Annotated in this window: 16 protein-coding genes; 8 read left to right on the top strand and 8 right to left on the bottom strand. The window is 44.0% G+C overall.

Features of this window, described 5'->3' with window-relative positions; translation table 11 throughout:
* The first annotated feature begins 9 nt into the window (after positions 1-9).
* Entirely contained in the window at positions 10-861 is an 852-nt protein-coding gene (gene fghA / locus ACMUMQ_RS03745) for an S-formylglutathione hydrolase (RefSeq protein WP_414680668.1), read from the top strand.
* A 443-nt stretch (positions 862-1304) separates the two neighbouring features.
* Positions 1305-2204: a DUF2806 domain-containing protein gene (locus tag ACMUMQ_RS03740; RefSeq protein ID WP_414680667.1), complete on the top strand. Its 900-nt coding sequence runs from the start codon at positions 1305-1307 to the stop codon at positions 2202-2204.
* Between the two features lie 11 nt (positions 2205-2215).
* On the opposite strand, the gene ACMUMQ_RS03735 is transcribed toward ACMUMQ_RS03740, so the two are convergent.
* The 4 genes from ACMUMQ_RS03735 to rimK all read right to left on the bottom strand — a co-directional run bounded on the left by ACMUMQ_RS03735 (position 2216) and on the right by rimK (position 4850).
* Complete coding sequence (locus tag ACMUMQ_RS03735; RefSeq protein ID WP_414680666.1) at positions 2216-2506, bottom strand: type II toxin-antitoxin system RelE/ParE family toxin; 291 nt, start codon at positions 2504-2506, stop codon at positions 2216-2218.
* On the bottom strand, positions 2496-2720 hold the full coding sequence (locus ACMUMQ_RS03730; RefSeq protein ID WP_414680665.1) for a TA system antitoxin ParD family protein: 225 nt from the start codon (positions 2718-2720) through the stop codon (positions 2496-2498). The genes ACMUMQ_RS03735 and ACMUMQ_RS03730 overlap by 11 nt, the downstream gene beginning before the upstream one ends.
* Before the next feature lie 183 nt (positions 2721-2903).
* The gene (locus tag ACMUMQ_RS03725; RefSeq protein WP_414680664.1) at positions 2904-3923 is read right to left on the bottom strand and encodes a succinylglutamate desuccinylase/aspartoacylase family protein; all 1020 of its coding nucleotides are present in this window, start codon (positions 3921-3923) and stop codon (positions 2904-2906) included.
* Between the two features lie 36 nt (positions 3924-3959).
* Positions 3960-4850, bottom strand: coding sequence for a 30S ribosomal protein S6--L-glutamate ligase (gene rimK / locus ACMUMQ_RS03720; protein ID WP_414680663.1), 891 nt, complete (start codon positions 4848-4850; stop codon positions 3960-3962).
* Positions 4851-4984: 134 nt separating this feature from the next.
* Here rimK and ACMUMQ_RS03715 point away from each other — a divergent pair, with 134 nt between their 5' ends.
* Positions 4985-5830, top strand: a complete 846-nt coding sequence (locus ACMUMQ_RS03715; protein ID WP_414680662.1) for a LysR family transcriptional regulator — start codon at positions 4985-4987, stop codon at positions 5828-5830.
* A 36-nt stretch (positions 5831-5866) separates the two neighbouring features.
* On the opposite strand, the gene ACMUMQ_RS03710 is transcribed toward ACMUMQ_RS03715, so the two are convergent.
* The 3 genes from ACMUMQ_RS03710 to ACMUMQ_RS03700 form a co-directional block, all read right to left on the bottom strand.
* Entirely contained in the window at positions 5867-7087 is a 1221-nt protein-coding gene (locus ACMUMQ_RS03710) for an MFS transporter (RefSeq protein WP_414680661.1), read from the bottom strand.
* 37 nt (positions 7088-7124) lie between these two features.
* Positions 7125-7595, bottom strand: a complete 471-nt coding sequence (locus ACMUMQ_RS03705) for a hypothetical protein (RefSeq protein WP_414680660.1) — start codon at positions 7593-7595, stop codon at positions 7125-7127.
* Positions 7596-7668: 73 nt separating this feature from the next.
* Complete coding sequence (locus ACMUMQ_RS03700; RefSeq protein WP_414680659.1) at positions 7669-9717, bottom strand: TonB-dependent receptor; 2049 nt, start codon at positions 9715-9717, stop codon at positions 7669-7671.
* 111 nt (positions 9718-9828) lie between these two features.
* On the opposite strand from ACMUMQ_RS03700, the gene ACMUMQ_RS03695 reads away from it, so the two are divergent.
* The gene (locus ACMUMQ_RS03695; protein ID WP_414680658.1) at positions 9829-10746 is read left to right on the top strand and encodes a helix-turn-helix domain-containing protein; all 918 of its coding nucleotides are present in this window, start codon (positions 9829-9831) and stop codon (positions 10744-10746) included.
* A 171-nt stretch (positions 10747-10917) separates the two neighbouring features.
* Here ACMUMQ_RS03695 and ACMUMQ_RS03690 read toward each other — a convergent pair whose 3' ends face one another.
* On the bottom strand, positions 10918-12411 hold the full coding sequence (locus ACMUMQ_RS03690) for a cobyric acid synthase (protein WP_414680657.1): 1494 nt from the start codon (positions 12409-12411) through the stop codon (positions 10918-10920).
* 85 nt (positions 12412-12496) lie between these two features.
* On the opposite strand from ACMUMQ_RS03690, the gene cbiB reads away from it, so the two are divergent.
* From cbiB to gpt, 4 genes are read left to right on the top strand one after another with little or no spacing between them, the layout of a single operon-like run.
* On the top strand, positions 12497-13492 hold the full coding sequence (gene cbiB, locus ACMUMQ_RS03685; protein WP_414680656.1) for an adenosylcobinamide-phosphate synthase CbiB: 996 nt from the start codon (positions 12497-12499) through the stop codon (positions 13490-13492).
* Positions 13477-14658, top strand: coding sequence for an aminotransferase class I/II-fold pyridoxal phosphate-dependent enzyme (locus ACMUMQ_RS03680; RefSeq protein WP_414680655.1), 1182 nt, complete (start codon positions 13477-13479; stop codon positions 14656-14658). The genes cbiB and ACMUMQ_RS03680 overlap by 16 nt, the downstream gene beginning before the upstream one ends.
* On the top strand, positions 14655-15173 hold the full coding sequence (gene cobU / locus ACMUMQ_RS03675; RefSeq protein WP_414680654.1) for a bifunctional adenosylcobinamide kinase/adenosylcobinamide-phosphate guanylyltransferase: 519 nt from the start codon (positions 14655-14657) through the stop codon (positions 15171-15173). Before ACMUMQ_RS03680 ends, cobU begins: the two co-directional genes overlap by 4 nt.
* Positions 15174-15233: 60 nt before the next feature.
* Positions 15234-15731: a xanthine phosphoribosyltransferase gene (gpt, locus tag ACMUMQ_RS03670; RefSeq protein WP_347982783.1), complete on the top strand. Its 498-nt coding sequence runs from the start codon at positions 15234-15236 to the stop codon at positions 15729-15731.
* The last annotated feature ends 65 nt before the right edge of the window (positions 15732-15796 follow it).

Here is a 15796-nt window from a genome sequence, read left to right as displayed (position 1 = left end):
AATAGAACGATGGAATTACTGTCTAGCACAAAAAGCCATGGCGGTTGGGTGAAACGCTATCGCCATGAAAGCGCATCGGTAAAAGGCGACATGACCTTTGCGATCTACTTGCCACCGCAAGCGGAAACACAAAGCGTGCCTGTGTTGTATTGGTTGTCAGGTTTGACCTGTACAGATGAAAACTTCATCCAAAAAGCTGGCGCGTTTCGTAAAGCGGCGGAGCTAGGTTTGGCGATCGTTTGCCCAGATACCAGCCCGCGTGGCACGGACTACCCGAATGAACACGAAAGTTACGACTTCGGCTCTGGTGCGGGCTTCTATGTGAACGCCACGGTTGCGCCATATTCGAATACGTATCGCATGTACGATTACGTGGTGAGCGAACTGCCAAGCTTGATCGAGGAAAACTTCCCCGTGACAGACAAACGTTCGATCACAGGCCATTCCATGGGCGGACATGGCGCCTTGATTTGTGCCTTGAAGAACCCAAGCAAATACCAGTCGGTTTCGGCCTTCGCGCCCATCGTCAACCCAACCAATTGTCCTTGGGGCGAGAAAGCCTTCACTGGATACTTGGGCGAAGACAAAACTACTTGGAACGAATGGGACGCGACTTACTTGGTAGAAAACTTAGTTGAGAATTTAGGAGAAAACGCAGAACGTCTGCCTTTATTCATCGACCAAGGCGAAGCCGACAACTTCTTAGTGGAACAACTAAAGCCTGAAGCCTTAGAAGCCGCCTGTGAAAAAGTCGGACACCCAATCACGCTACGCCGCCAAGCGGGCTACGACCACAGCTACTTCTTCATTGCCAGCTTCATCGACGAGCATTTAGAACACCACTCTAAAGCCTTGAGTTAATCATCGCCTTAGAATAAAAAAGCGAGCTCCGGCTCGCTTTTTTATTGACTGATACTTACCTGATTGGTCTGAAGGGTCGAACCCCTTTTTGATCCTCATAACTTGCAACACTAAAGTTTTGATCAAAAAGGGCTTTGACCCTGAGTTCATAAACGTAGTGCACGATGAGCAAAGCATAATCTGCCATCTCACGTAGGTTGGTCTTTAGACCAACAAAGGGAGCATTAGCTCTCTCATGGATAAAGGACTAGCGACGCGACTGAAATAAAGGAAAAACCGCGCGCGGCTTTTTAGAGATATTAAAATTGACAGACTCGACTTAGAGCGAGAATATGCAAGACATACAAAGGGAAGTGTTAATTTCAACGGTCTGAAAAAACGCTTCGTACAAAGTCGCTTAAATGGCAGAGTAAATTGTTAGGAAGCCAAAATAGGAGTATGAAATGAGTGAAGGAAACAGTCTGATAAATTTCGGTGACCTATCGAAGCCAGCAACGGTACTTATTGACAAAGTTTCCAATGCTATTGGTACCTTGTATGAGCCAACAAAGATTAAGCGTGTCGCCAAAGCTGAGGTCGAGGCGACTAAAATAAGAGCCCTTGGGGAAATAGAAGCAACTGAAATTCAGCAGAGAGCGATGGAGCGACTAATTTATGAGGAAGGTAGAAAGCAAGAGAATATTGAATCTATAACTGCTCAAGCAACAAATTCTTTGAATAATGATGCTTCGCCTGAAAATGTGGAAGATGATTGGATTTCACATTTCTTTGAAAAGTGCAGAAATGTATCCGATAGCGAAATGCAGGGGCTTTGGTCTAGTTTGCTTGCGGGAGAGGCAAATAAGCCCGGATCTTATTCTAAGAGAACCGTAGATTTAATTTCTACACTCGATAGACCTGATGCGCATCTGTTCACCAAGCTATGCAGCTTTTCTATTTCAGGAGGTGATGTTTTTCCTTTGATCTTAGATCACAAAGCAGAAATATATACAAAAAACGGGATTAACTTTAGTGCTCTAAACCATTTAGAATCTATCGGACTTATCAAGTTTAATTTCCTCCAGAACTTTCAACTACAAAATTTACCGAAAAATGTAACGTTAATTAGCTTTGGCATCCCTATTAATTTTGTAATGCCTAAAGAATCAAATAACAACCTAGAAATCGGTAATGTCGTTTTAACTCAGGCAGGCCAACAGTTAGCACCAATATGTGGTGCTCAACTCAATCCGGAGTTTCTTAACTACATGCTTGAACACTACAAAAAGAAAGGAATTGAAGCGGGCGTACAGCTTCCTAACAATCCAAGGCAAGGGACGCCAAAAAGCGGCTCCCCTGTTTGAGGCGTTACACCTCAAAAAAGCTTTTTGACATCTCTGTAAAAGTTTTCGTGTGAGCCAAGTGTGAGCAATTCAAGTACCAAAGCGCCATCTTCATAGCTGTAGCCCAGTAAGGTCAGTTGTTTGGCCATTTTGAATTTATAGACTCGCATGAAAGAAAGGTCGCCTTTCTTTTGTTCTCCCAGTTTTGGCTCTTCCATTAAGTCGCGGATCGCCTTATCAAGATCTGTCTTCTGGTTTTTGTGAAGCTTCTTGACGGCTTTTTTAAAACTAGAGGTTTGTAATACTTGGATGTTATTCGCCAAATTCGTAGGCCTCTAATTTACCTGCTTCTTTTTCTGCTTTGGCGATAATGGCTTGCTTTACAAACTCATAAGGAAGGTCTGGGTTGTCTTCCATCATTTCACCAATTTTCGCCCAATGTTCGATTTGCTTTGGTGGTGTTCGGTTGAGTGCTTTAGCCATAATGGTCGCTTTCTCAACTAAGTCTTGGTCTAGTCTAATGCTTGCTGTTGCCATGATTCTTTCCTCATTGATTTTTATCATTGTAGTAAGTTGCTACAGGTGTGGCAATGGGCTTCATCAGGAAGATGCCGCAAAAAATAGTAAGATTAATTAAGTTATGAGCGATTTGGTGGGCAATAAGCCTCCCTCGTAGACAATTGTAAAAAAGCCCATATCGTTTGATACGGGCTTTTTGATTTAAACGTCAGTGACTGGTAACAAGGTGTCTTGTGCGTTTTCTATCTCTTCGGCGATGTCTTCGTCATCTTCCGAGAAGTAGGCGACGTGGAACATGGCTTCGCCTTCTTGCACGAGCGGGATGTTCTGTTGGCCTATTAATATGCCAGCTCGGCTTGCGATAACCGAGTCAATAATGTCACCGTATGGGTTACCAATATTGGCTAAGGTGTCGCCTTTTTTAATCTGGTCGCCGAGCTGAAAATGGTTATTCACCACGCCGCTTGCGTTCGCTCGTAACCATTGGCTGCCGTTGGCAACAAACGGTGTAATGGCTTTTTTACGAGAGGATGATTTACGCATCATGCCCAAATGTTGCAATACGTTGGTGATGCCTTTTATACCAGCCAAAATGGAAAACTCATCAAAACGCAGCGCTTCACCTGCTTCATATAACAAGACTTTGGTTTTGTGTCTTTCGGCGGCTTCACGCAATGAACCGTCAATAATATTGGAGTTCAATATCACAGGTACACCAAAAGCTTGCGCCAGTTCTTTGGTTTCCGCGTCCGATAAATCAGCACGAATCTGTGGCAAGTTAGAGCGATGAATCGCGCCTGTATGCAAGTCGATTCCGTAGTCGCAGTGCTTAACAATTTGATTCAAAAAGGTATAAGCCACGCGACCAGCCAAAGAGCCTTTTGCTGAACCAGGGAAGCAACGGTTTAAGTCTCTTCGGTCTGGCATGTAACGGCTTTGGTTCACCACGCCGTAAACGTTCACCATAGGCACAGCAATTAAGGTGCCTTTGGTGAGTTTGAAGTTCTTTTGGTTGATCAGACGACGAATGATTTCAACACCGTTTAGCTCATCGCCATGCACCGCCGCGCTGATAAAAACAGTCGGCCCTTCTTTTTTCGCACGAGTGATATAAACCGGCAAAGATACATCGGCACCGGTATAAAGTTTAGCAACGGGTAATTCGATTTTTTTCGTTTCCCCTGGCGCGATGTCAAACTCGCCTATCGATAATATCGCCATAACTTTCTCCTGTATTTCTTTAATGGCCAATGTGGCTTATTGGTCTCTTGGTAGGTTGACGTTTTCTTCGATAAAGTCGAAAACCATACCTGCCACATCTTTGCCTGTTGCAGTTTCAATGCCTTCAAGGCCTGGTGAAGAGTTCACTTCCATCACCATTGGGCCATTCTGAGAGCGAAGTAAATCAACGCCACAGAAGTTTAAGCCCATGACTTTTGCTGCATTGATGGCGGTTTCTTGCTCTTCTTGAGTCAATTTAACGATCTCAGCGCTGCCGCCACGGTGTAAGTTAGAACGAAACTCGCCGTCTGCGCCTTGGCGTTTCATCGCGGCAACAATTTTACCGCCGACTACTAAACAGCGAATGTCTGCGCCGCCGGCTTCTTTAATGAATTCTTGCACAAGAATGTTGGCTTTTAATCCCATAAAAGCTTCGATAATGGCTTCGGCGGCTTTGGTTGTGTCAGCCAATACCACGCCAATGCCTTGTGTTCCCTCAAGCAATTTAATTACAACTGGCGCGCCACCGACGTTTTTGATCAAGTCTTTGATGTTGTCTGGTTTGCTGGCAAAGCCTGTTCTTGGCAAGCCAATACCTTTACGAGATAACAACTGCAAAGAGCGTAATTTGTCGCGAGAACGGCTGATCGCAACAGAGTCGTTTACGTTAAAGGTACCCATCATTTCAAACTGGCGAGCCACGGCGGTACCGTAAAATGTAATAGACGAGCCAATGCGTGGAATGATGGCGTCGTATGTTGGTAGCTCTTCACCGTGATAGCGCACTGTTGGGCGGCTGCTGGTGATGTCCATGTAGCAATGTAATGTGTCGATGATGTCGACTTGATGGCCTTTGGCTTCACCTGCTTCTTTCAAACGTCTTGTTGAATAAAGGTTTGGGCCTCTTGATAAAATGGCAATTTTCATAGTGTTTTCCTCTGTGGCTCGCCCTTATTAGCAAGGCTGTTTGATTTGATCGGCGCAGTGTATAGTTGAAAGTTCAAACAACAAAACGATATATTATGATGTCTTTGATCAAAAAAATTGATTGGTGAGTAAGCGTGAAAATTGAGTTATTACAGACCTTTTTAGAAGTCAGCCGAACCTTAAATTTCAGAATGGCGGCGGAAAATCTCTTCATCACGCAATCTGCGGTGAGTGCTCGAATCAAGCTGTTAGAAGACGATCTTGGGGTTTTGTTGTTCGATCGAAGTCATAAACATTTAAAGCTGACGCCAGAGGGAAATCGCTTTATAAAGCACGCGAACGAACTGATTTTTATGTGGCAAAAAACCAAGCACGATGTGGGCATTGCAGAGAATGACACATACCAATTGACCATTGGTTCCATGATGTCGATTTGGGATATCGTGCTACAAGATTGGCTGCAGAAAATTCATCGTAATTTAGAAGACGTGAGTTTATTCACCAGTACTTATTCCACGCCAGAACTGAACAAAAAAGTGCTGAGTCGAGTCATCGACATTGCCTTTGTGTTTGAACCGCCTTTCACGGAAGATTTTGTGACAGAAAAGGTCGCTACCGTTCCTTTGCATTTGGTGACGACCGACCCAGATTACAATGGCGTGGGCAAGTTAGAAAATTATGTCATGGTGGATTATGGGGAGTCGGTCAATATTCAACACATGCGTGCGTTTCAAGATTCGCCACCAGCAAAGCATCGTATGAGCCAGCCAAGAATCGCACTCAATTACATATTAGACGCGGGCGGAAGTGCTCATTTGCCACGACAAATGACGTTTGAATATGTACAGAAAAACCAGCTGTTCATCATTGAAGATGCGCCAGTTTATTCCCGAGAGATCTTCGCTATTTATCTAGCGAAAAGCCAAAAAGTCGACATCATTGAGCAAGCCATAGAGCTGTTTCCTTACTTGTCTCGATGATACTTTATGAAAGCTGAAACGCTTTACAGGATTCGATTAATTGGTCGATGTCCATGTGTTGCTCGGCGCTGTCTGCAAGTCGATTGATTTCACTGCCCATACGGCGATAAACGCCACAACACACATCGTAGAAGCCATCCAGATAACCGCAATGTAGCCGAATGCGCCTGCTAATGCTGTGCTTGCACCAGATGTGATGATTCCAATGAGCATGAGAGCACTGGCTTGAATGGTGAAGTCGGTTGCTGGAGTGCTTGGGTCTGTTTGGTCCATCATTAAGGTGTATAACACTGCAGGTATCGGGGAATGGAAAATAAAATACGTGATAAGGCATGCGTATACAGTGAGTGTGTCATTCACACCGTAAGCAGGAATGAACAGCACCAACAAAAATAGGGCTTGCGTAGACATTAAACCAAGTAGGGCTTTGCGCCTTCCAACAAGCTGAATGAGCTTTCCTGCAATTAACGCTGAGACGATGCCGAACGGTGTTGCCACAAGGTATATGGCTGTTCCTATGCTGCTTAAAGACCAGCCTAAATCGACAAGCATAGGATTAATGATGGCGTACGCCATACCACCGCCAATTGGGTATAAAAACAAAAGAACCAGCCATGGCTTTGATACGTACCGCCAAAAACTCAATAAACGTTTATAGCCCATGATTGGTCGTACTTTTCCTGTTGGTTCTTCATACCAAAGCAGTTGAAGCCAAGAGATACTGGTCAATCCGGCCATAAGTAACATGCTGCCGAGCCATCCAATTGTTGGATAAATCGTCAACACTAAACCACTGCCAACCAAACTGCCAAACATGGTGCCAGCTTGCTGTATGCCATTCCCCACTCCGCGGCTGTCCACATTGAGAAGGCGGCAAGCTAAACCATCCACTGCTATATCTTGAGTCGCTGAAAAAAAGGAAAAAGTGGCGCAAAGGGACATGACTAAGACAAAGTCGGTTGAGAGGTTGTAAAAGCCCAGAATAATTAAGTTGATCATCATGGCGGCCTGTAAAATCAGCAGCCAAGTTCGGTAATGACCAAATCGACGTAATGAAAAACGGTCAATCAAAGGCGCCCAAAGAAATTTAAACACCCAGAAAATACCGAGACTATAGACAATACCCAATTTCTCTAAAGGCATGCCTTGACTGCGTAAAATAGCCACCAATGCCACCAATAAAAAGCTAATCCCTACATATTGTGTTGCGTATAAGCTAAACAATAACGACCAAGTAGAGCGTTTATATGTTGTCATTTTTTACCTCTAAATTTAGGTGCTGGCATGGCCTTTTTCACTTTGGCTGCTCTTCTAAAAGGTGCGTGTTGATTGTTTCTTGTATGTCATTACGCCAAGCATCATCATGGCTAAAAACATCTGTGTCAGGTTGCTGGGCTAACCATTCAAAGGCGTCATGGATGGAGGGAAATATGCCACCGGGAATACCAAATACTTTTGTGATACTCATGTTTTTCATGCGCTCATATTGGTCTTCTGGTACAACAATCACCATACTTTTTATAAAGGTGCGGAATTTATGATCGGCGCCTTCGTTCATCCATGTCTTGGTCATTTTGCCAGCGCCCGAAGGGGGATGAAGGGAATCCGCATCATCAAAAAAACGTATCACATGAATGGGCTTTTCATCGGCAAACCAATTATCCCAATGGGTTAATGACTCCACATGTTGTTCCATGGTGGGCTTGCCTTTAGCAATAGCGAGCATTAGGGGCCAGTGTTTGGTTTCATGGATTAATAGGCTCATAAAAATCTCCGTAAAAAAGCCCTGTGTTAAATTAGCCAAAGTTGGCCCCTGTGTTTACTTAATGTGTCTGTGTTTAAAGTGTATATTCCACTCCTACTAGGAAAGTGCGTGGTTGTAACAATACGGCCGATGTTGAACGTTGATAAATAATGGCGTCTTCATCGAATAGGTTGTCTATGCTAGCGAACCATTCAGCATTGCCCATTTGATAAGTGGCTCGTGCATTGGCGACAACGTACGAATCTGTTTTTGATGCTGATGCATTATTTGGGTAGGTGTAGTAACTACCTGAATAGCGTAGATTTAAGTTGGCTGTCCAATTGTCTTTGTGCCAATCTAGATTGATGCTAGAGGTAACGGAAGGGGCAATTGCAAGATCATTACCTTCTAAACTGGTATCGCTAGAAAACTCAACAATCTCAGTATTTAGAAAGCCTAAACTGCCTGATAGGGTAAATTCATCGGAGAGTATTGCTGTTAGGCCTTGTTCAAAGCCCCAAGTATTTACCTTGTCTACATTGGCAATTAAATACGAAAGATCGTTATCAAAATCGCCAGTTGAACTATAGGCGAGCTGTAGGTCTTTATAGCGAGAATAGAAAAGGTTTTGGCTACTACTTAACTTACCCTGTAAAAGCTGCTGACGACCATAGATTTCATAGGTCCAAGAGGTTTCTTCTTTAAAATCATAATCCTGTACAGCAAACGAGCTATCAAAATAGATGCCTGCTCCACCAGCATTGTAGCCTTTTGATATTTGTGCACCCCAGCTAATAGTTTCAGATTGTTGCCAATTGATGCCAATTTTAGGCAGAAATTCTGAATAATTTTCATCGTAATCAAAGTCGTTACTTGTTGTGCCATTACTGTAAACGCCGCCATCACGTTGCCTTGATTCATGCTCTTGACGCCCACCCATTGATAGAGTTAGGGTATCTGATAAGCTAAACGACCCTTCAATATAAGCGCTGAGTGCTTCTGTATCGTCATTGTAGCGATATTTAGTAGAGAATAATTCAGTATCTTCTTCTTCTGCTGCATTGTAGTAATAGATACCAGCGACAAGGTTTAAAGTTTCATTTCCATAATAGAGCTGAGGTTCTAGAACTATCTCAGTGGTATCAATGTCTACATTGGTAAAGTTGTCTGCCGTTGTTCGAATAAATTCTGCGTTTGTTAGCGAGGTGTTTAATCGGAAATACATGTCAGAGGTGAGATCCTGTGAATAATCTAAAGATACTGTGTCTGCGATAGTGTTATGGTAAGCCTGTCCATCAAAAGTAAAGGCTTTTCTGTCTTCATAAGGAGCTGCTACGGTTTCTAAGTGTGGTCCAGCGTAGTCTGTATGAGATACTCCTAACAGTAATCGTTTGTTGTCTTCTGAATCCGGTTCTATCAGTAACTTACCTCTTATGTTTACACTTTCATACCGACTCACATCATCTACATTATCTGTTGATCCGTATTCAACAGTGGAATCTCTTTCTTTTACGTCAGCAGTCAAACGATAAGCTATGGTGTCATCATCACCAATGGTTCTGTTAACTGCTGCGGACAGTTCTTGTGCATCGTAATTCCCAGCGGCGGCGCGCAAAATGGTTTCATCTTCATAAATTGGATCGTTTGTTTTGATGCTGATTGTACCTGCCATTGCATTGCGGCCAGATAATGTACTTTGGGGCCCACGCAGTACTTCAACTTTCTCTACATCAAATAAATTGGTGTCACTGTAAACAATTTCATTAAAAGACAATGGTCTGTCATCCACTTCGTAGTTGAGCCTTTGTCTACCACCTGCGTAAATGGCAATAGTATTTTGTGCGGCACCTGTTCCGTCTATGCCTCGCACTGTTGCGGCTGTTCCTGTACCTTCGACTAAATTGATGTTAGAAGTTGAGTTTAAAACGTCTTCAGCAGAATTTAAGCCCGCTTGATTTTTAAGCGCTTCTTCATCAAATATTTCAACACTTTGCGCACTCTCTTTTGTGGACTTGTTGAGCAACTCGGCACTAACAACGATGGTGTCTAAGTTGACAGTTTCAGTACTGTCATCAGCCATGGCTATATCACTCATCAGCACCAGTGGTAATAGCAGTTTTCTCAGTTTTTCCTGTTGAGTCATTTACTTCTCCAAATAGTCTAATTGATAATGCTTATCAATTAGACTAACATCGGTTTTTAGCTCATGACCACTCCAATAGCAGGAAAATACTCCAAAACGAGGGATAATTAAATGATGTCTCAGGTTAATAATATACAGAGAAAAGAATCTGATGGCTGGTCAAATGAAGTTGACGATTTTAACGCCAGAATGGCTGAATTAGAGGCAACACCTTCTATCTCTGTGTCCGATCAGAAAGGCATGGCAATGCTTGCTCATGCACGTTTTTCCCCATTTGAAGGTGAATTTGAGGCGGCACCTTTTTTAATGCTAACACTGTGTACTGCAAAGGTTGGAAGAATACACAGGTCTGGGGAAGGGCCATCACTTGAAGGTGTATTACGCCCAGGTACTTTCACGATGGCGTTACCAAACACGTCTGTTTTTGGTTCTTTTCCTGGTACAGACATGCTGGGGATTGCGGTGAATTTGAGCGCTTTAAATTCTCTTACAGAACATACATATACAACGGAAGATTTCATTCCAGCAGCCTCTCAATTGCATAACGATGTGTACCTTAGTTCGGTTATGAATGCATTATGGCGTGATGCTGAATTACATGGCCTATCAAGCGCTTTTTTTGAACATGGTCTGAATTCGATTCTCAAACATTTGAGTAATGTTGAATATAAACCTATGTCGAAAAAATCGGTTTACTCTTTAAGCAAGCGACATCTTGAAACAGTGCTTGACTATATCGAAAGTAGCGTGTGCAGTGATGTCAGTGTTGCTGAATTAGCCGCACTCGTTGGGCAAGATACTCATAGTTTTACTCGTTCATTTACTATGGCCATAGGGTACACGCCATATGTGTACTTTACCTTACGTAGAATGGAATATGCCAAGCGCCTATTATGCCAAGGTAACTTAAATATCACCGATGTGGCGGTCAGTATTGGCTATTCAAATCCAAGTAAATTTTCAGCGGCTTTTCGTCGAGTTGTTGGTGTGACTCCAAATCTATGGCGTAAGGAACATATTAAACAATAAAACTCATCAACTTCATCAAATTACTACTTCCAATAGCCTGTGTTTTCAATAAAACATTTCAGGCTGAGTCACACTCATGACAAACCTTATTTTTGAATGAGCTTCATATTTTGATGCGATTTTAAATACCTGAATGGTGTAAGCGTATTTTGTGTTTGAAAAAAGGATTTTCTATAAATCAGTAAAGCCGTGAAACCTTTTACATTGCTCTATCAGTTTGTCGATGTCCATGTGTTGTTCGGCGCTGTCGGCGAGTCGATTGATTTCACTGTCGCGGAATTGGTCGTAATCAAAATGATTGGCTTCTTGTACGCCTGACCATTCTAATAATGCACTGAGGGCTTCTGGGTGATCAAAAACACCATGAAGATAAGTGCCAATGATCTTGTTGTCTGCTGAGATAAAACCTTCTTGTTCGCCGTTTTCAAGAGTCGAGAAATGACGGACTTCTTCGGCAAAACGCGATACGCCTGAGTGAATTTCGTAGCCAGTCAGCTGGCTCGTTCGGTTGTTTAGGCTAAGAGTGCCTTTGCGCTGTTTGAGTTGTTTGTCTTTTTCTAAAACAGTTTCCATTGGAATAAAGCCAAAGCCTGACGATTCCGTGTTGGCTTGGTGATTTTCTAAGCCTAATGGGTCCAGAAGTTTTTCTCCTAGCATTTGAAATCCACCGCAAATGCCGATGATTTTTCCGCCGTATCTTAAGTGTTTGTTCAAATAACTTTCCCAGCCTTCGTTACGTAAGAAAGCCAAATCGCTCTGTACACTTTTGCTGCCGGGCAAGATAACCAAGTCGGCTGGTGGAATGACTTCATTCGCGCCAACCAAGGTTACTTGAACATCTGGGTGAAGGCGCAACGCGTCCCAATCTGTATGATTGCTGGTGCGCGGCATGATAGGAATCACTATGTTGAGCTTGGTGTTGGTTCCTGTTTTGAGTGGGCTTTTGGTGACAGCGTCTTCCGATTCTAGGTGGAAGCCAGTTAAGTAAGGCAAAACTCCTAAAACTGGTTTTCCTGTTCGTTCTTCGAGCCAATCTAAGCCGGATTGCAACAAGCTAATGTCGCCACGAAAACGATTAATCACAAAGCCGATCACGCGATCTTGCTCACTCTGACTGAGCAATTCCAATGTGCCGACAAGGTGAGCAAATACGCCGCCTTTGTCTATGTCGGCAATGATGATAACAGGACAATCAACGCTTTCGGCAAACCCCATATTGGCGATATCGCGGGCGCGTAAATTGATTTCGGCTGGGCTGCCGGCACCTTCGATCAGCACGGCGTCGTATTGATCAGCAAGTCGATAATAGGATTCTAGCGCGGCTTCTTTGGCGACGGTTTTGTATTCGTGATAACCAACGGCGTTCATGTTGCCAATGGCTTTGCCCTGAATGATGACCTGCGCGCCTGTGTCTGTGTTTGGTTTTAGTAGAATGGGATTCATATCTACGTGGGCTTCTAAACCGGCGGCGTAGGCTTGTACGGCTTGAGCGCGACCAATTTCGTTACCGTCGTTTGTGACGGCGCTGTTGAGTGCCATATTTTGCGGTTTAAAAGGCGCGACCTTGATACCGCGTCGGACAAGTAAACGGCACAAAGCGGTTACTAGGGTACTTTTTCCGGCGTCCGAGGTTGTCCCTTGGACCATTAAGCTAAAAGCTAGCATTCAGTTCATCACGCTTTAAATCAATAAGGTGATAGAATTCTACCTTACCTTCTTGTCTTGTTAAGTGAAAAAACGACCTATATTTATGATCCTTTCTAATTCAGACAGTATTTTTACTGGTTTCTTTGAGGTGTTTTCCACCACCAGCTTAATTCTTGTGGCGGCGTTGGTGTTGGATCGCCTGTTAGGCGAACCAAAAAGCTGGCATCCACTTATTTGGTTCGGTCGTTGGGTGGATCTTTGTCGCCAATATACGCAATCGCCTTTAGATGAAAACACTCAGACACAACGCTTGTCTGGCGTTCAAGCTTGGCTGTTGGCTGTGGTGCCTTGGCTAATTCTTCTGTTGGTTTTGTTTTGGTTGTTACCCAATTGGCTAGATCATGCTCTGTCTGTGATTGTTTTGTATTTCGCCATTGGTTGGCAAAGCCTGCGGGAACACGCGTTAGCCATTTATCAGCCTTTGTCCACAACGCCAATTACCACAGAAAAACTGGATGAAGCACGCTTTGCCGTTAGTCATATTGTTAGCCGAGACACCAAAAGCCTGGATGAATCGGATGTGGCGAAGGCGGGCATTGAATCCGTTTTGGAAAATGGCAGCGATGCGATTTTTGCACCGATATTTTGTTTTCTTATTCTGGGCGCTCCGGGTGTTTTGTTGTACCGACTGGCGAATACGTTAGACGCCATGTGGGGCTATAAAACAGCAGAGCTTTTGCACTTTGGTTGGTTTGCGGCGCGTTTTGATGATGTATTGAATTATGTGCCAGCTCGATTAGTGATTTACAGTTACGCAGCTTGCGGCTACTGGCATAAAGCGATTCGTAGCTCACGCCGTGAGTCTGCGCGTTGGAAAAGTCCAAACGCTGGCCCTGTTATGGCGGCTGGTGCGGGCGCTTTAGGTATTTTACTGGGTGGCGAAGCTCAGTATTTTGGTAAAACAGAAACGAGGCCCGTTCTTGGTGATGAAGAGAGCGATGACAATATGAAGCCTGAGCCAAGGCATTTAAACGAGGCGATTTTACTGGTGGATAAAAGCGTGTATTTATGGGGATTGGTAATATGTCTTCTGGTCTAACTCCTACTGAAAAAGTGCTTTCTGGAAAAGAGTCTTCTGAAAAAGCGGTTTCGAAACTCAATTCAGCGCCACCGAAGCACGGTGGAGATTTGGCTTATTGGCAGCGTAAGGTTGGTAATCAAGCTTTGAATTGGCTGGATTTATCTTCTGCTTGTAACCGTGAACCTTGGCCCATTCCGACCATAGAGCCGGAACATTGGATGTCTTTACCTGATCAAACCGCTTTGCTAGACACCGCAGAAAACTATTATGGCCGCCGACCGGCGGCGCTAGGTGCCGGTTCTCAGCACATTATTGAATCTTTACCTTTGCTAATAAAAGAGAACAAAGAGATTAAAGAGAGTCGCTCTCTGAAAAGTAACATCGTTTTTGTGCCAAGAATCGGTTACCAAGAGCACGCTTTTGCTTGGCAGAAATGGGGCTTTGAATTGGCTTATTACGATTCGATTGCCACCTTGCTTGATGAAAACTTTGCTGTGGCTGTGATTATTCAACCAAACAATCCAACAGGCGAATGGACAGAGGCCGATACCTTGTCTGCGGTGATTCAACATGCAGAACAGCTGGGCGCTAGTTTGGTCGTCGATGAGGCTTTTATTGATCCTTGTCCAGAGCGCAGTTTATTGGCGCAGAATGCGGTTGAGTTATGGCCTGAATCCTTGTTTGTGTTGCGTTCTGTTGGCAAGTTCTTTGGTTTGGCTGGCGCTCGTGTAGGCTTTGTTTTCTGTGCGGATAAGTGGCAAACAATACTGAAAAACTTAATGGGCCCTTGGCCTGTTGCGACGCCGAGTTTGCATTTAGTCTGCTTGGCCTTTGCGGATGTGGAATGGCAAACGCAAGCCATCGATTCTTTGAAACGCCGCCAGACGGCTTTTATTGAGCGAGTGATGCCTAAGTTCAATACGATCTTTGATTCTCAAGACAGCGTGCTGAATCCTCTTTTCATTACTTGGACCTTAGACAGCCATGAATACGCGGAGCAGGTGTTCGACATGCTGCATCAGGTCGGCATTCATACTCGACTTGGCGAAGGTTGGATTCGTGTTGCCTTGCCGGCTATGGAAGAAATTCCTGTGCTCGATAAAGCGCTCATTCAATTGTTAAGAGGCGCGGGCGGGCAGAATCAAGGCCCAAATACTGGAATGACAAGAGGAGAATTGGCATGAAGCATTTAGTGCTTGGTGGTGTTCGCAGCGGCAAAAGTGCTTTTGCTCAAGAGCAAGTGGCTGCATCTGGTAAGCCAGTTTGTTATGTGGCGACTTCCCAAGTATGGGATGACGACATGGAAAAGCGGGTTCAATTGCATAAAGAAAATCGCCCTGCGGAATGGCGCTTAATTGAAGAACCGCTTGCGCTTGCGGATGTACTAAACTCACTGAACTTTCCTGATCAAGCTGTCATTGTGGAATGCTTTACCTTGTGGCTGACGAATCTTCTTTGCCTGGAAGACGAAGATCGATTGGAGCAAGAGAAGCAGGCTTTATTGAAAGCAGTAGAAGCATTTCAAGGTGACTTGGTTTTGGTGTCCAGTGAAGTCGGGTTGGGCATTATGCCAATGAACGCTTTAGCAAGGCGATTTGCCGATGAAGCGGGCAGTATGAATCAATCTTTAGCTAAATTGACCAATCGGGTAACTTTTGTTGCGGCAGGCCTACCTATGCCGTTAAAATCGGATTTTTAGAAATGATTTCTTTAAAAACGGCCTCATAAAAACTGATAGTGCGAAAGCGTAGGAACTTCAATGACCCCTTATTCAAAAGATTTCCCTGTATCGTGGGAAGAGTTACACAGAAATGCACGTGCTTTGTCTTGGCGTTTGCTTGAACAAGGTCCATGGAAAGGCATCATTGCAATTACCCGTGGTGGCTTGGTTCCTGCTGCTATTTTATGCCGTGAGATGGACATTCGCCTGATCGATACGATTTGTGTCGTGAGCTACAAAGAAGGCGAAGCGGGCGAAGGTGCCATGAAACAAGGTGACCTGAACGTACTAAAAGGCGTTGAAGGAGATGGCGAAGGTTTTATCTTGATCGATGATCTTGTTGATACTGGACGCACAGCGGAAAAAGTTCGTGAAATGCTGCCAAAAGCACACTTTGCAACGATTTATGCAAAACCTGCAGGTAAGCCTTTAGTGGATACTTTTATCACGGAAGTAAGCCAAGATACTTGGATTCGTTTCCCTTGGGATATGGAATACACTTTTTCTACGCCACTTGCTGACCGCCAAGGTAAGTAGTCTCTTTTCTTAATAGGCTTTTAATGGCTTATATCAAATAAAGTGGAAGAATTTGCAAATTAACA

The sequence above is a fragment of the Marinomonas algae genome, from assembly GCF_047525555.1.
In the GTDB taxonomy this organism is placed as follows: Bacteria; Pseudomonadota; Gammaproteobacteria; order Pseudomonadales; family Marinomonadaceae; genus Marinomonas.
The sequence above is the reverse complement of the archived record's forward strand: the minus strand, read 5'-3'. Positions and strand labels throughout refer to the sequence as shown.

Bases quoted from the DNA above. Each gene is read 5' to 3' on its own strand.
- ACMUMQ_RS03730 (WP_414680665.1), bottom strand. From the start codon at position 2,720: ATGGCAACAGCAAGCATTAGACTAGACCAAGACTTAGTTGAGAAAGCG.
- ACMUMQ_RS03710 (WP_414680661.1), bottom strand. From the start codon at position 7,087: ATGACAACATATAAACGCTCTACTTGGTCGTTATTGTTTAGCTTATAC.
- rimK (WP_414680663.1), bottom strand. From the start codon at position 4,850: ATGAAAATTGCCATTTTATCAAGAGGCCCAAACCTTTATTCAACAAGA.
- fghA (WP_414680668.1), top strand. From the start codon at position 10: ATGGAATTACTGTCTAGCACAAAAAGCCATGGCGGTTGGGTGAAACGC.
- ACMUMQ_RS03740 (WP_414680667.1), top strand. From the start codon at position 1,305: ATGAGTGAAGGAAACAGTCTGATAAATTTCGGTGACCTATCGAAGCCA.
- cbiB (WP_414680656.1), top strand. From the start codon at position 12,497: ATGATCCTTTCTAATTCAGACAGTATTTTTACTGGTTTCTTTGAGGTG.
- ACMUMQ_RS03725 (WP_414680664.1), bottom strand. From the start codon at position 3,923: ATGGCGATATTATCGATAGGCGAGTTTGACATCGCGCCAGGGGAAACG.
- ACMUMQ_RS03680 (WP_414680655.1), top strand. From the start codon at position 13,477: ATGTCTTCTGGTCTAACTCCTACTGAAAAAGTGCTTTCTGGAAAAGAG.
- ACMUMQ_RS03690 (WP_414680657.1), bottom strand. From the start codon at position 12,411: ATGCTAGCTTTTAGCTTAATGGTCCAAGGGACAACCTCGGACGCCGGA.
- ACMUMQ_RS03695 (WP_414680658.1), top strand. From the start codon at position 9,829: ATGATGTCTCAGGTTAATAATATACAGAGAAAAGAATCTGATGGCTGG.
- gpt (WP_347982783.1), top strand. From the start codon at position 15,234: ATGACCCCTTATTCAAAAGATTTCCCTGTATCGTGGGAAGAGTTACAC.
- ACMUMQ_RS03700 (WP_414680659.1), bottom strand. From the start codon at position 9,717: ATGACTCAACAGGAAAAACTGAGAAAACTGCTATTACCACTGGTGCTG.
- ACMUMQ_RS03705 (WP_414680660.1), bottom strand. From the start codon at position 7,595: ATGAGCCTATTAATCCATGAAACCAAACACTGGCCCCTAATGCTCGCT.
- cobU (WP_414680654.1), top strand. From the start codon at position 14,655: ATGAAGCATTTAGTGCTTGGTGGTGTTCGCAGCGGCAAAAGTGCTTTT.